12 protein-coding genes are annotated in these 14,507 nt (G+C 42.8%); 8 read left to right on the top strand and 4 right to left on the bottom strand.

Annotated elements, in window-relative coordinates; genetic code table 11:
* The first annotated feature begins 375 nt into the window (after positions 1–375).
* Positions 376–924: a sterol desaturase family protein gene (locus tag AQ505_RS12105; RefSeq protein ID WP_082461517.1), complete on the top strand. Its 549-nt coding sequence runs from the start codon at positions 376–378 to the stop codon at positions 922–924.
* Positions 925–931: 7 nt separating this feature from the next.
* Here AQ505_RS12105 and AQ505_RS12100 read toward each other — a convergent pair whose 3' ends face one another.
* Positions 932–1,606 carry a response regulator transcription factor gene (locus tag AQ505_RS12100; protein WP_231635086.1) on the bottom strand — a complete coding sequence of 225 codons (675 nt, stop codon included), beginning with the start codon at positions 1,604–1,606 and terminating at the stop codon, positions 932–934.
* A gap of 48 nt (positions 1,607–1,654) precedes the next feature.
* Positions 1,655–3,124, bottom strand: coding sequence for a sensor histidine kinase (locus AQ505_RS12095; protein WP_062548416.1), 1,470 nt, complete (start codon positions 3,122–3,124; stop codon positions 1,655–1,657).
* A gap of 120 nt (positions 3,125–3,244) precedes the next feature.
* On the opposite strand from AQ505_RS12095, the gene AQ505_RS12090 reads away from it, so the two are divergent.
* Positions 3,245–4,426 (top strand): TlpA family protein disulfide reductase, encoded by a 1,182-nt coding sequence (locus AQ505_RS12090; protein ID WP_062548415.1) that lies wholly within the window; start codon positions 3,245–3,247, stop codon positions 4,424–4,426.
* A 33-nt stretch (positions 4,427–4,459) separates the two neighbouring features.
* On the opposite strand, the gene AQ505_RS12085 is transcribed toward AQ505_RS12090, so the two are convergent.
* Positions 4,460–5,419 (bottom strand): helix-turn-helix transcriptional regulator, encoded by a 960-nt coding sequence (locus tag AQ505_RS12085; protein WP_062548414.1) that lies wholly within the window; start codon positions 5,417–5,419, stop codon positions 4,460–4,462.
* A gap of 32 nt (positions 5,420–5,451) precedes the next feature.
* On the opposite strand from AQ505_RS12085, the gene AQ505_RS12080 reads away from it, so the two are divergent.
* Positions 5,452–6,657 (top strand): FAD-dependent oxidoreductase, encoded by a 1,206-nt coding sequence (locus tag AQ505_RS12080; RefSeq protein ID WP_231635085.1) that lies wholly within the window; start codon positions 5,452–5,454, stop codon positions 6,655–6,657.
* Here the strand turns inward: AQ505_RS12080 and AQ505_RS12075 are convergent.
* A complete protein-coding gene (locus AQ505_RS12075; protein WP_062548412.1) occupies positions 6,647–8,275 on the bottom strand; it encodes a TonB-dependent receptor plug domain-containing protein in 1,629 nt (542 codons plus the stop codon). The two genes, AQ505_RS12080 and AQ505_RS12075, sit on opposite strands and share 11 nt — an antisense overlap.
* Before the next feature lie 377 nt (positions 8,276–8,652).
* Here AQ505_RS12075 and AQ505_RS12065 point away from each other — a divergent pair, with 377 nt between their 5' ends.
* The 5 genes from AQ505_RS12065 to AQ505_RS12045 are packed head-to-tail and all read left to right on the top strand — an operon-like array spanning position 8,653 to position 14,487.
* Positions 8,653–9,678 (top strand): ABC transporter substrate-binding protein, encoded by a 1,026-nt coding sequence (locus AQ505_RS12065; protein WP_062548410.1) that lies wholly within the window; start codon positions 8,653–8,655, stop codon positions 9,676–9,678.
* Positions 9,675–10,673 carry a FecCD family ABC transporter permease gene (locus AQ505_RS12060; RefSeq protein WP_231635084.1) on the top strand — a complete coding sequence of 333 codons (999 nt, stop codon included), beginning with the start codon at positions 9,675–9,677 and terminating at the stop codon, positions 10,671–10,673. The genes AQ505_RS12065 and AQ505_RS12060 overlap by 4 nt, the downstream gene beginning before the upstream one ends.
* Entirely contained in the window at positions 10,670–11,440 is a 771-nt protein-coding gene (locus tag AQ505_RS12055) for an ABC transporter ATP-binding protein (protein ID WP_062548409.1), read from the top strand. Before AQ505_RS12060 ends, AQ505_RS12055 begins: the two co-directional genes overlap by 4 nt.
* A 1-nt stretch (position 11,441) precedes the next feature.
* Entirely contained in the window at positions 11,442–11,972 is a 531-nt protein-coding gene (locus tag AQ505_RS12050; RefSeq protein WP_062548408.1) for a GNAT family N-acetyltransferase, read from the top strand.
* Between the two features lies 1 nt (position 11,973).
* Positions 11,974–14,487 carry a TonB-dependent receptor gene (locus AQ505_RS12045; protein ID WP_062548407.1) on the top strand — a complete coding sequence of 838 codons (2,514 nt, stop codon included), beginning with the start codon at positions 11,974–11,976 and terminating at the stop codon, positions 14,485–14,487.
* Positions 14,488–14,507: the final 20 nt, after the last annotated feature.

Raw genomic sequence — 14,507 nt, 5'->3', positions numbered from 1 at the left:
TGTTGTTTAGGAAATTTTAGACAAAGGATTTCCATTAGCCCCCCCATTGGTGACTTCAGAAAATTTTAATTGAGTATTAGTTTAAATCCGAAAGGGATTTTGAAAGATGTTAATAGCCGATGCTATTACAAAAAAAACAGCTGCATACAGGAGGAAGCGATGCGCCGTAAAGGTGTCTGAAATGATCAGAATGAATGTTCGCTTTTTTCACAAAAGCCGCTGATGGTAAAGAGTGTTTCATGCTTGTATATTATAAAGTCTACTAATTTAATAGGATAAATTTAGTGCTATATTTTAACTTCTCCAAATAAACTACTAAATTACTAGACTTTATTTTAAATAGCACGCTAAATACCACCTAAATCGTATAAATAGATGAACCAAATTAACTATGCTGCCTTTGCAATCCCTGCATTTTTCCTATTTCTTTTTATGGAATACATCGTCAGCATCAAAAAGAAACAGCCAGAACTATTTAAATATGAGAGTTCCGTTTCCAACTTAAGTATTGGAATTGCAGAAAGGCTCCTCAACTTATTTATATCAGCCAGTTTCTTCAGCCTGTTCTCCTGGATTTATAACAATTACGCCATCTTCAATATACCCAATGTATGGTGGGTATGGATTGTACTGCTGCTTTTTACTGACCTGGTCTGGTATTGGTACCACCGTCTGGGGCATGAAGTCAACCTCTTCTGGGCTGCTCATATTGTCCACCATCAAAGTGAGGAATTCAATTTCAGCGTTGCTGCACGCATCACGGTTTTTCAGGCAATGACCAGAAATATATTTTGGTGCCTGATTCCACTGATCGGATTTCATCCTAATATGGTGATCACGATCTTAATCGTTCATGGCGCTTATATCCTATCCCCTAAACAAATGCCGCAAGCCATCATGGATTACGTGAAGCGATCCTCCTAAATAGGAATTAACAGATTAACTTATAACCAATTCCCCGGATATTCAGAATCACAACTGAGGGATCCAATTGCAGGTGCTTCCTTAATTTAGTAATGAACACATCCATACTGCGGGTGTTGTAAAAGTTATCATCACCCCATAAAGTAGTTAAAGCTTGCTTTCTATCCAACAACGCATTTCTATGCGAATACAGCATTTTCAGCAATTCGCTTTCCCGGTGAGAGAGCCTGAATTCTTCCCTTCCAAACTTCAAAAGCTGCTGATGCGCAATAAATTGATAGCCGCCAATGGCCAAATTCGTTTCGGCAATATCGCGCTGACCAGCATTTCTTTTCAGTAATTCATGGATTCTTAAATACAGTTCCTCCAAACTGAATGGTTTTTTCAGGTAATCATTTCCACCGCTTTCATAGCCCTCTACCACATCCTTAGTCGCTGTACGTGCCGTTAAAAACAGTACCGGCACCTGAGATCCAAGCGCTCTGATCTGTTTGACCAATGTAAAACCGTCCGTATGTGGCAGCATCACATCTACAATGCAGAGATCGTACAACTGATTTTGAAACATGCTAAATGCCTTTTTCCCATCTGCAGCGTAGGTCACATCATAGTTTAACCGTTCCAGGCTTTCTTTGATCACCTTCGCTAAAAACGGCTCATCTTCTACGAGTAATAAATTCATTTTTTCCATCAGTAGGTTCGTCTTTTCATCAGCAGGCCCATCTTTTTATCAGTTTAAAGGTAATTTAATCATGAATATACTGCCTGATGGTTCGTTAACCCTGACTGCAATTTCGCCGCCATGCTGTTTAATCACCTCTTTGACATAACTCAATCCCAGGCCAAAGCCTTTCACATCATGCAAATTTCCTTGTGGCACGCGGAAAAACTGATCGAATACCATGCGATGATACACCTCAGGAATCCCAATGCCATTGTCAGAAATACTGATCTCTGCAAGCCCTGCACTGATGCTGAAGGCAATCGAGATAATGGGTGGATTGTTATTATATTTCAGCGCGTTATCCAGCAAATTAACCAGCGCATTATTTAGACTAACAGGATCAGCACTCAGAAAGGCGGCATTTGACCCATGCTGATACTCCACTATGGCCTTCGCTTGCTCCAACTGCGGCCTGAATTCTTCCAGCGCATTGGCGATCCATACATTGACGGGCATTACCTTTTTGTTCATTCCCTTAACATTAACCAGCCGACCGATATTTAAGATCTGAGTAGTTAAATCATTTAGTTTATCAGCCTGATAATTAATAATGTCCAGGTATTCATTTTGTGTCTCCGGAGCATGCTGAAATGCCTTTAAAGCCTCCGCCGTAATTTTTATAGAAGCGATTGGTGTATTCAGCTCATGCGTCATATTGTTAATGAAAGCGTCCTTCAGTTCCGCTAATTTGTCCTGCGACAACAATGTCTTAACCGTATAAATGAAACAGCCAATGGTGATCAGGATCAGCAGCAGAGAAGTAACGATCACCCATTTCATCTCTCTGAAAAAATAGGTATCCGGACTTTCGAAACCAGCATAGACCGGATCTTTCTGATCAGGTTTTCGGAAACTGGTATGGATCGGCTTAGTAAGGTACAATCCATTGCTATCCGAAGGATTCAGCACAAAGCGGGCATTGATATTTCTAGCTTTCAACTCCCCTCTGTACAGCAGATCCATGGAATCTAAATTCATTTTACTCTGGCTAAATACCTTTTCCAGACTATCCCCCAGCAATTGGGTATAATGATAAACCACTCCTTCCTTAAGGTCAGGCTTTAAAATCTTGTCTCCAAAATGAGAAATCAGTCTTGCCTTCGCCTCTGGAGTAATATGATCAAGTTTTTCTTTAAAATCATCCAGACCGAATTGAGTTTTTCGATTCTTGTCTTCCTTAAATTTAGGATGCGCATCCTGAGTGTAAAAAACAGTCGCACTGTCCCTGTTATTATGGTCTGCAGTAATTGTGATCAGGGAAGTATCCGCTAGCAAACTCTTAAAGCGCTTTACAATATGCTCCTGCCGCTGATCGGTTTCTTTAGCTGCAGCATTCGTTAAAGCAGCATTAATATCATGGTCGAAAGCCCTCACAGTAGCCTGATAATTCTGGTAATTCCAAAACAACTGCAATCCTATGATTCCTGCAGCGCAAAGCGACATCAATAGGAGGATGAGCAGGATATTCTTTTTCATTGCTGTAAACTTACAACATGCGTTTAAATTAACGGCAGGCGTTAACACTAATTAACTTTGATTAACCTGCGTTAAGGCACAAAGAGCAGCTTACCATCCTACTTTTGAATAAAAAGAAACATGAAAAAACTACTTATTCTGCTGCTCCTGTTTACTGCGCATTCGGCTGAAGCCCAGCTAAAAAATACCGATCAATTACCTGAATTGCAATTTAAGGAACTGCTCAATGCACCGTTCAAATCTGTCGGCTCAAAGCAGTTAAAAAGCAAAGTCATTTTACTGGAATTCTGGGCTACCTGGTGTGGTTCCTGCTTGGCGGCTATGCCCCACCTCCAGGCCTTACAAGCGAAATATCCAAACTCCTTGCAAGTGATCGCAGTTGGTGATGAAAGCGCAGTCCGCACTGCACAATATCTAAAATCAAAACCTAGTAATTTCTGGTTCGCCATAGATACCTCAAGGAAGATTGCGGAAGCCTTTCCTCATCAGTTAATTCCGCATACGGTGCTCATTGATGCGGAGGGAAAACTGATCGGATCTACCTACCCGGAAGCCATCACCGAAAAGGTAATGGACAGCTTGCTGCGCAAACAAGAAATACATTTACCTGCAAAAATAGACCGGCTAATCAACCATGAAGACTTAATTCAGCAGCAGTTTTTTGCCGCTGACAGTACGACCTACCGGTTTATGATGCAGGCAGAAATCAAAGGAGGCCCCGGACTAAGTACCACCTGGTTAAAAGACAAAACCTTCAGCGGCCGTCGGCTGACCTGCATTAACCTTCCCCTCAGTTCACTTTATAGGATCGCCAATGGCGATTTCCCTTATAACCGCAGCATAGACGAGACAAAGTCTGAACAGAAAGAAGCTACCTACTGTCTGGACCTTATTGTAGATTCCCCTGTTAATTTATTACCCGCATTACAGATGGAATTGTCGAAAAGATTTGATTTGCAGGCAAGGATACAGCCAACCATAAAAGAGGTACAGGTCCTTCGCATCATCAATCCGATAAAGTTTAACACTATAAAAAGAAACCGTGCTGGCCAAAGAACCTATTATTCAAGACACGGAGAAATAGATCATGAAGCGATCACGATGAATGATTTCGCCCAGTTTCTGGAGAACTATGGCCTTCATCAATTGGTGGCAGACGAAACAGGGAACCTGGAAAAGCTAGATATTAAATTCTCTTTCCAACCGGAAAACCCAAAAAGCCTGCTGCATATATTGGAAAGTATGGGCTTGGGCTTAGCAAAAGAAAAGCGATCTATTAATTTGCTGATCCTGTATAAATAAGATCCGATATGGTTTACACTACCTCAGCTCTGATTAAGCCCTTGAATATTTCTTGGGCTTCATGCCAATATGCTGCTCAAAAACCCTTGAAAAATGACTTAGATTCGTAAAACCCAGCTGGTATCCTACTTCAGAGACTGTCAGGCTTTGCTCTTTTAACAACCTTGCGGCTTCCTGCATTCTAGCGCTTTGATAATATTCAAAAACTCCTTTGCCGAAAGTCTGTTTGAATAGTTTACGAAGCTTGGGTTCGCTCATTCCAGCCTCTCTCGCTAATGAAGCAATATCTGGCGGCTCATTTAAGGCAGACTGCAATCGTAATTTGACAGAATAAATCGCCTTCATATCCTCTATGTGCATCCCACTGGTGGCAACGGCCTCTCTTTTCAGCAATTGAGCAAAAATATAACATAGCAGCTCTTCACACTTGAGTTTATAGTAATGACTTTCCAGACTCTGGGGTATGCTTTGCTGCACAATCTCTCCGGCAGTTTGGACCATCTCTACAGTAATACCGGTTTCAAATACAAAATTGTTTTTTGCTTCCAGGATACTGGCTATCACGGGGTGAGCTATTCCGCCAAAACATTCCCGCAGGTAATGTCGGGAGGCTGCAATCGTGATACTGCTGAAATAGGTATTAGAAGGCATCGACATCACCGAAGAAACTGCCTGCATCCCAATAAATACGCTGGCTTGCTCTAATGGGATCTTCTTTTCGGCGGGCATTGGGGAGAAAACTCCACTCAAGAAAAAGATCACATTATCCTGCCCTTCAGCCAGTTTATTCGTCCTTTCCAGCAGGATCTCTTCTATCAGGTAATAGTTGCGAACCATCATTCGCAGTTCGCATCCCCAGTTGAACCCCCTCAGGTAACCTCCACCCTTTTCCTTTGGTATGTCGACAAACCGACCGCGAACAGTGGCCCCTATCGCTTTTGCAAACTCAGCCATGATCCCTGAGCCATTCTCATCTACCACTGATACTTTCATTTACGACTATTTTTATATTAAATTGAGCTATTTTGACTATAAATATAGCAGTAATTTTGTTTAACAACAATAAGAAAACTATGTTATTACAAGATAAATACATCGCCATTATTGGCGGAGGCCCCGGCGGATTGACACTGGCCAGGCTTTTAAAACAACAAGGCCTCCAGGTTAAAGTATATGAAAGAGATGCCGATCGAAATGTCCGTCAGCAGGGCTCTACTTTAGACCTTCATGAAGGAACTGGCCTGAAAGCACTGGAAGTTGCAGGATTGCTGGAAGAATTTAAAAAACATTACCGTCCCGGAGCTGATAAAATGAAAATCATCAACAGCCAGATGGAAGTTTTATTAAACGACCATGCAGTAGCAACTAATGAAAACTTTGGCCATGAACATTTCCGCCCGGAAATCGATCGTGGTCCGCTGCGCGACCTCTTGATCGCCTCCCTGGAAGAAGATGACATCGTTTGGAATGCGAAATTCAAGGAGATGAAGCCTGCCGGAGCTGGCTGGGAATTGTCCTTCGACAATGGCAGCAGCGCCTATGCAGACCTGGTGATTGCCTCAGATGGTGCCAATTCTAAGGTCAGGAAATACCTCACGGATATTCCACCTATATATTCCGGCGTTACCGCTATTGAGGTTAACATTTATAATGCGGAAAAGAATGCTCCAGCACTTTGGCAGCTCGCCAGCGGAGGTAAATTATTCGCCTTGGAAAATGGTAAAACGATCTTCTTTGGTCCCAAAGCTGATGGTACATTAAGTTTTCTCATCGGATTGAAGGTATCAGAAAACTGGCTAGCCAAATCCAATATAGACTTTAACGATAAATCACAGGTAGCACTATGGTTCCAGCAGGAATTTGCAGACTGGAGCAGCGAATGGCAATCGCTCTTTACTACAGATGAAATATGGATCATGCCAAGACCAATGTATCATTATCCGACCGATCAAAACTGGGAAAGCCTGGCAAACCTGACGATGATTGGAGACGCAGCACATCGCATCCCGCCTTATGCAGGAGAAGGTGCAAACCAGGCTTTGGCGGATGCTTTAGAACTTTATGAAGCGCTCTGCCTCGGTCAATTTGAAACGATCCAGCAGGCCATCGCCTCTTTTGAACTGAAAATGAGGGCGCGCATGATCGAGATCACAGCAGAAACCCTGCAGAATACCGCAGTCATGCACACCCAGGATAACCTGCAATTCCTGTTAAACTTTTTTAATGGTTAAATTCATCTCCATCAATATTCATTAAAAAACTCAATAAAATACTTCTCCTGGCAGGAGGCAGAATTGCGGTTCTCCTGCTGCCATTATAAGCATATCGGTAGCCATACACCTGCTTAAATCCAAATACATTATTCAGGTTAAGATTGAAGGCAGAGAAACCTTTAATCCAGGTCGGAAGATCGTTAATGCCAATGCTAAAGTTGTGGTTATGCTGTGTTCTATCACCCATAAAAACCGGGTTTAAAGGATTATAATAACTCCTGCCGCTACTAAAAGTATAGGTTCCTGAAAACTGCCAGCGCGCATTTGAAGTAATCCTCATGGCCACAAGATTAAAGGTATGCTGAGGTGCAAAAGCAGGCCTGGCGGAAGCCTCAAAATCAATATAATCTCTTTTAGTATCCAGGTAGGAATAAGAAACATAATACTCTATTAAATCGATGCTCTGCTTGTCTTTCCAAAAGACATCCACACCTCTGGCATAACCTTTCCCATTATTGTTGAATGCTTCTATTTTCAAGGGTGGGCCATAAGCCTGAAATCCAGAAAACACCGGTGTTTCAATTTTAACCAGCTGCTGATAATCTTTCTGATAAACCGATAATTTCAATGTTCTGAAAAGCACCTTAAATTCATATTCTAAGGCATATTGAATGGATTTCTCGTAGTCCAGACCAGCAGTCTGTGTCAGGAAACTATCGTCAGGTTTTTGGTAATACCAGCCATAAGAAGCCACCACTTTATGTGCCGGATGAAACTGATAATATAAAGCGGTACGAGGGGCCAGATTCAGTTGACGAAGGTAGTTGGAAGACTCCAGTCTCAAGCCGGATTTTAAGTTGAGCTGATCCGTAAAATAGAGTTCTGATTCTGCAAAACCCGCTGCGAGTACATCACTGTATTTTCTGGACAGCTCCGCATAACCTTCACTTCTGGAATTCTCAAATAATTCAGCGCCAAAATTGACCTGCGAACTTCCCCGAAATTTCCTGCTCAGGGAAAACTTTTGATGCCATACTTCATCGTTCTGAAAATACGGTGAGGTATTGAACAGCACAGCCCCCTCCGTAGTTTTCGATCCTGATTCCGCTGTACTGACCTGCCCTGATTCCAGGGTTTTATTGTAAGATACTCCGGCAAACAATTTCCAGTCTCCAGCGATAAAATCCTGATAATTCACATTGGCATATAGGTTTTCATTCCTGTTGAACAGCAGGTCTTTGTCCGGATAATTTGGGTTATCAATATAGAAGGACAGCCGGGTATCACTGTAATCAGCAAAGACCTTGAACATCCCGGTTTCCGAGGTTTTGTATTTATAATGCATCGACAATTGCTTTTGCTCAGGATCCTTTTTCCATTGCGTGTTCTGGGGTACAATTTTATGGTAGGGAGAAAAGTTGTAATAATTTCCACCCAGCATTAAAGAACTGTTTTTAAAGCGATGGGTATGGGCAGCACCCAGCCCCAGATCGATCAGAGAGAATTCTGTAGAAGATTTAACTGCCACTCCCCTGGTATCCATACTGAGCACAGAAGACAAAGCTTGTCCGGCAGCGGCGCTATAGCCATTGGTGCTGAAAGTCGTTTTGTCAAATAAGAAGGCAGAAAACCTCACTAAAATTCTGAATGTCCGGGAGCATTTCCCGCTTCAGCCAGATTTTGATAAAGGAATCTTGAATGATTTCTTCCGTGACTTCCAGGGAATCCGTGAGCTTAAATACAAATTCGGCAAGTGGCTTTGAATACCAATGAAATAATTCTGCAAATGACCGTTCGTCACCTTGAGCTATTTTTTTTAGCACATACGCTTCATTGTACAGTGGTTTGACTGCCATTATTGATTTTCCCCTTATGTTGAATTATAGGAATCAATATTATAAATAATTTGGCAATAAATCAGCTGTTTTTACATCGCATGCTAAAATTTGGATTCTAAGTTCGCTCTAATATTCAACTTATCCCCCTCACATATCATCATTATATAATTGTAATATGCAAAAGACACTTTACCATTGTATATTTTCCCTGCTGATATTTACTTTATTATTCAGCTCCTGTCAGTCTGATCAGCGCAAAAAAAGCGACACCACTTACCCCATAATTGCTTTGGATGCGCTTGGAGATACCATCCGCCTGACTAAACCGGCAGAAAGAGTCGTTTCTCTAGTTCCCGCAGCCCTGGATGCACTTTACATGCTGCATGCGGATAGTGCCATCGTTGGGGTTCCCAATCGCAGCTATACCGATCCGAATGTATTCCCCTATTTATCAAAACTTGATCCGAGGATCAAAGCCAGACTGATCGCCAGCCCTACTTTATCGGAGAGCGGAATGAGTATGGAAACCATCATCAAGCTAAATCCAGATCTGGTGATTATCCAATCCAATCAAACGGATGCGATTCAAATGCTGAAGGAACTGGGAATTCCGGTATTCGGCATCACTTCTCAAAACTTCGGACAACTCAATCAGGAAGTCCTGAACCTGGGTATCCTCCTTGGAAAAGAAACCAGGGCTAAAGAATTAATCGCCTTTACGGATCGCAAAATACAGGTGCTAAAGGAAAGAAATAAAAACATCCGCAACAAAAAGACGATTTACTATGCCTGGTCTGGCGGAAGAATTTATTCGACTACCGGCAGAAAAGGATTGATCAACGACTGCTTTGAAATGGCCGGACTGGAAAATGCCTGTCCTTATGAAATTGATGCGCCAAATATCAGTCCGGAAACATTGATCAGCTGGAATCCAGACATCCTGCTGTTATGGAATACAGACGAAAGCGTGTTGTACCAGCAAAAAGAACTGTCTTCTTTAACCGCTTTGAAAGAGAAAAAAGTATTCAATCTTAGTCCGCCCTTCCTATACGACCCACATACGCTGAAAATTGTCCTGGCTTCCATTGCCATCCACCATTACAGTTACCCAACAGCAGCCGCTGCTACCCTTAACGCAGAACAGTTAGAAATCCTGTCTGCATTGTATGGGGAGGAAAAAGCTAAACTGATCTTACAATGATGCTGCGCCGTATACTGATCAACACCATTATTTATGGTTTGCCGATCCCTGTGCTAATCATCTCCTTACTGATTGGCTCTTCCGATCATATTGGAATTACCGCTTTTTGGGACTGGATCAGGAGCTTGATTGACCCTGATCATGCCAGTCCGCTGGTGGTTGAAAATGTCATTTTTAACATTAGGTTACCCAGAGCACTAATGACTTTCCTAGTAGGCGCCGCACTAGCTACCTCCGGAGGGGTGCTACAGGCTGTTTTTAGAAACCCATTGGTAGATCCATTTATTTTGGGGATCTCCTCAGGAGCGGCTTTTGGAGCCTCATTGGCCATCTTAATTCCCTTACTGTCTATCCACATCTCCGCCTTTATTTTCGGAGCCGCAGCCGTATCGCTGACCTATATTTTTGGCTATACAAAAAACTCTTCTTCAATTACCATTATTCTGGCAGGAATGATTGTATCCGGGATGTTTTCCGCCAGTCTTGCCTTGGTGCAATACCTGAGTGACCCTTTTAAATTACAAGCGATCATCCAATGGACAATGGGTAGTTTACACCTCAGTTCCTGGCATAAAGTACAGCAAAGTGTGTTGCCGATCAGTCTCGGCTTATTTGGCCTGTATTTAATCCGCTGGAAACTGAACCTTTTATCTCTTGGAGATGATGAAGCCAGAGCGGTGGGCGTCAATCCAACTTATATCAAAGTCATTGCAGTTTTACTGACCACAGTCGTGACTGCCGTTGCCGTAGCCAGTGCAGGAATAATTAGCCTTTACGGATTATTTGTACCACATATTGTCCGCATGCTGGTCGGTGCCAGCAACACCAAAACCACGCCGGCAAACATCTTCTTTGGTGGCACATTTCTACTGATCATCGACAATTTCTGCAGGACCGTATTTCCTTACGAAATCCCGATCGGAATCTTCACCATGATCATCGGTGCACCCTTTTTTATATTCCTCATTAAGAAACGAAAAATCAACTGGTCATGAGTGTAGCTGCGATAAAAATAGAAAACCTGTCTTATTCCATACAAGGCAGACAAATACTGGATGACGTTTCCCTTTCTCTGGCGGCTAACCAGTTTAGCGTCATCCTTGGCAGGAATGGCTGTGGAAAATCAACCTTGTTTAACCTGATTACCGGTAAGTATCCTAAGCCTTCTGGAATCATTAAACTGATGGGAAAAGAGCGTTCAGGTATCGCACAAAAGACTTTAGCGAAGACCATTGGCTTTCTTCCTCAGTTTCACCAAAGCATCTTTCCCTTCACGGTATATGATGTCATCCTCACCGGAAGAGCAGCCTTTTATCGGTTTGGCCCCTCCAAAGAGGACCATGAAATCGTGGAGCAGACACTCCTGAACATGGGGATTTCAGCGTTGAAAAATAAATCCTATACCGACCTTTCCGGTGGAGAACGTCAATTGGTATTGATCAGCCGCGTGATGGCACAGGGTCCGGAAATCCTCGTTCTCGATGAACCGACCAACCATTTAGACCTCCATTTCCAAACCTTGGTTTTAGAGAAGTTAAAAGCTTATTCCCGCAGTGGTCACACGGTGATCTGTATCATGCACGATCCGAATATGGCCAATATTTATGCGGATCATATTTATTTCATTACAGAAAAAAAAGCTTACCACAGCAAATTGCTGGAAGCAGAGAATTTTTCGGCAAACATCTATGAAGAACTCTATGACACCCCATTAATGAGGGTTCAGGTGAAAGATAAAACAATCCTAATTCCTCAATTCTAATATGGCTTATTCTCTAATTACTGATCACACTGTGACCAATATATCCAGTCCGAAAGGCGTACAAATAGCCCGTGCAAGAGGTTTTTCTGCCCGTTCCAGAAAAGAATTATTTCCTATGCTTTGTCATGACCATCTGCCTAAAGATTTACAGGCTTTTGAAGAGACTTACAACAACGGAAATGCAGGGGTTTTCTTAATTGCAACCACTAAAACCGGTCAGATTACAGGCTGTATCGCAGCCATTCCTTATGACCATAGATTCGGCCAATTTCAGCTCGCTTCAAAAGGCCTGACTTATGAAGTCTGCCGCTTGTACGTACTTCCTTCCTACCGTCATCAAAACATCGGAAGGAACTTATTCGCGGAGCTCCATACCCAACTCCAAAAGCAAGGGGTAAAACACCTTTATTTACACACGCATCCCTTCCTTGATGGCGCACAATTATTCTGGGAAAAGATGGGATTTGAATTCTTAATTCAAGATCAAGACGCGCCGTTCCATACCATTCACATGCAACAATTGATATCATAATATGAAATACATTTATTTAATTTCCTTTCTTTGCTTTTTGAGCAGCCTATCTTTTACCCATCAGGCAAAGGCTCAGGAAAGAGGCCATATTAAAGGCCTGATCCAGGATGAGCAGGGCATCCCTGCTGCCAACGTCAACATTCGCATTTCCAGTGGGCCAATTGTTTCCATTGAGCCTGGTGTGCCCAGCGTTCCAAATAGTGCAGTCATCTCCAACATTTCCAGCCCAAGGAAAAGTGACCAAAATGGGGCATTCGCCTTCCAGAACCTCCCTTATGGTGAGTATCAGCTGATCTTTACCAGAGTCGGATTTCAACCCTATACCCTCTCGGTTTCCATCAATGAAGCACAAAAAGAAATTGAGATGAAAGTAACTTTGAAAAGTTCTGACGATCAATTACAAGAAGTTGTAGTCATGGGCAGAAAGAAACAATCTTACGTCAATACGAAAAGCTTTATCGGCTCAAAAATAGAATCTAAAATTACCGAAATCCCACAAACCATTTCTGTGGTGACTAAGGAGCTGATGGAAGATAAACAGGCTTTTATAATTACCGATGTGGTAGCTGACTTACCGGGTGTCACGCAGTTCTCTGCTTATGACGATTTAACCATCCGGGGATTTAGAAATGGCAATGAAAGTGGCTTCCGACTGGTCAACGGCCTCCGTTCCGGATATGGCTATGGGACCAGTTATTTCAGGGTTCCTTTAACGCTCAACCTGGAAAGTGTAGAAATCCTGAAAGGCCCTGGTGCGGCATTATTTGGGGACATCAGTCCGGGGGGAACCGTAAATATGAACACCAAAAAGCCGCTGGAAGACCGCAGACACAGCATCGCAGTTGCCGCAGGATCTTTTAACACCATCCGTACCATGATGGATTTTACCGGTCCGCTGGACGAGGAAAAGAAAATCCTTTACCGGTTAAACCTCGGACATGAAACCACCAATACTTTCCGGGACATCAATGCCCGTAAGTCCTTTATGATCGCACCTACTTTCACCTTCAGGCCGACCGAAAACACCACCATCAATGCGGAAATTAATTACAGCAATTTTGATGGTTACCTGGACAGAGGAATGGGCATCAGAGGTGGAGATTTTTACGCATTGAAGCGCAGCTTTACCTTGAGCCAGCCGAGTGATTATTTTAAGGTGAATGACATTTCCCTGAATGCTTCCCTAAATCACCGCATTAACGATAAACTCTCTTTCAATGCCAATTATATGAAATTCATTTATGCGGAAAACCTGTCGGAACACCGTACCCTGAATACCTTTGCGGATGCGCCTTTGAATACGATCATGAACATGCGTTACATTCAAAAGCAGACCAAAGAATTTACAGACAATGTTTCCGCATACCTGCATTACAAAGGCGGTGTAAAAGATTTCAAATTTGATGTGGTTGCTGGTTTGGATTATGTAGGTTATGAAACCGACAAAGGTGGTCACCAATGGGAAGCCAGAAGCCAAACGATAGATGGAAAAGTGGTGCCTTTAAGATTTGACCTCAGCAACCCCACTTATGAATTGAGAAATCCGGCATTATACAACCGACTGCCATTGGCACAGTTCTTTGTCGACTACCTGAATTCTTCTTACCAAACCACCGGAGTTTTTATACAAAACAGAATCCGCTGGAGAGAAAAACTGAACATCTTATTCGGGTTGAGGTATGAAAATTATGGCGACCAGCGTAAATTTGAAGGGGCCAGTTATGAAAAAGTAAAGCAATCCGTTTTCTTACCCAGGATTGGATTGAACTATGCCATCAACCAGCAGTTCAATTATTTCGTCAGCTACAGCCAGGGCTTCATCCCCATAAACCCTCAATTCGTCCGCAATCCAGAGAATTATGGGCGTACGGAACCTTTCAAAAGTCAGACGAGCTATCAGGTAGAAACTGGTCTGAAAACCGAGTTTTTTAACCAGCGCCTCTTTTCGTCTGTATCGTTCTACCATATTGAGCGTCAGAACATGCTCGTGAACACCGGACAAATTGCCGATAATGGCAACCCGATCTACAGACAAAATGGTAGGGTAAAATCTCAGGGTCTGGAGTTTGACCTGAAAGGCAACCTGTTCCCATTCTTAAACATCAGCGCCAACTACGCTTTCAACCTGGCAGAAGTGATGGAAAGTGACCTTAAATTGGAAAAAGGAATGGTGAATGCCAATGCGCCGAAACACCTGGCCGCGCTTTGGGCAAAATACACCCAACGCGATGGTGCCCTGCAAGGCTTAGGAATTGGTATTGGCGGACAATACGTAGGCAAAAAGAGAATGGAAAATACGGTGCAGCACATCCAGTCTGGAGAATTGGAATGGAAATTCTGGCCTTCCTATTTTATAGCAAATGCCGCCGTATATTACAAATTGGACAAAATGACTTTCTCTATCAATGCCAACAACCTGTTCGACAAATACTATTTTGTGGGTGGATTTGACTATACCAGAGCCTTTCCCGGAAGTCCGAGAAACTTGATGACCGCCATAAAATATACATTCTAAACATCTATTGGCCTGAAGGG

Origin of the sequence: Pedobacter sp. PACM 27299 (assembly GCF_001412655.1) — a bacterium.
Taxonomy (GTDB): Bacteria; Bacteroidota; Bacteroidia; order Sphingobacteriales; family Sphingobacteriaceae; genus Pedobacter.
Note: the sequence above shows the minus strand (reverse complement) of the source record. Positions and strands in the feature narration are given on the sequence as shown.

Excerpts from the sequence above, each read along its gene's own strand:
- AQ505_RS12065 (WP_062548410.1), top strand. The coding sequence starts at position 8,653 with ATGCAAAAGACACTTTACCATTGTATATTTTCCCTGCTGATATTTACT.
- AQ505_RS12085 (WP_062548414.1), bottom strand. The coding sequence starts at position 5,419 with ATGAAAGTATCAGTGGTAGATGAGAATGGCTCAGGGATCATGGCTGAG.
- AQ505_RS12055 (WP_062548409.1), top strand. The coding sequence starts at position 10,670 with ATGAGTGTAGCTGCGATAAAAATAGAAAACCTGTCTTATTCCATACAA.
- AQ505_RS12045 (WP_062548407.1), top strand. The coding sequence starts at position 11,974 with ATGAAATACATTTATTTAATTTCCTTTCTTTGCTTTTTGAGCAGCCTA.
- AQ505_RS12100 (WP_231635086.1), bottom strand. The coding sequence starts at position 1,606 with ATGAATTTATTACTCGTAGAAGATGAGCCGTTTTTAGCGAAGGTGATC.
- AQ505_RS12060 (WP_231635084.1), top strand. The coding sequence starts at position 9,675 with ATGATGCTGCGCCGTATACTGATCAACACCATTATTTATGGTTTGCCG.
- AQ505_RS12095 (WP_062548416.1), bottom strand. The coding sequence starts at position 3,124 with ATGAAAAAGAATATCCTGCTCATCCTCCTATTGATGTCGCTTTGCGCT.
- AQ505_RS12090 (WP_062548415.1), top strand. The coding sequence starts at position 3,245 with ATGAAAAAACTACTTATTCTGCTGCTCCTGTTTACTGCGCATTCGGCT.
- AQ505_RS12050 (WP_062548408.1), top strand. The coding sequence starts at position 11,442 with ATGGCTTATTCTCTAATTACTGATCACACTGTGACCAATATATCCAGT.
- AQ505_RS12105 (WP_082461517.1), top strand. The coding sequence starts at position 376 with ATGAACCAAATTAACTATGCTGCCTTTGCAATCCCTGCATTTTTCCTA.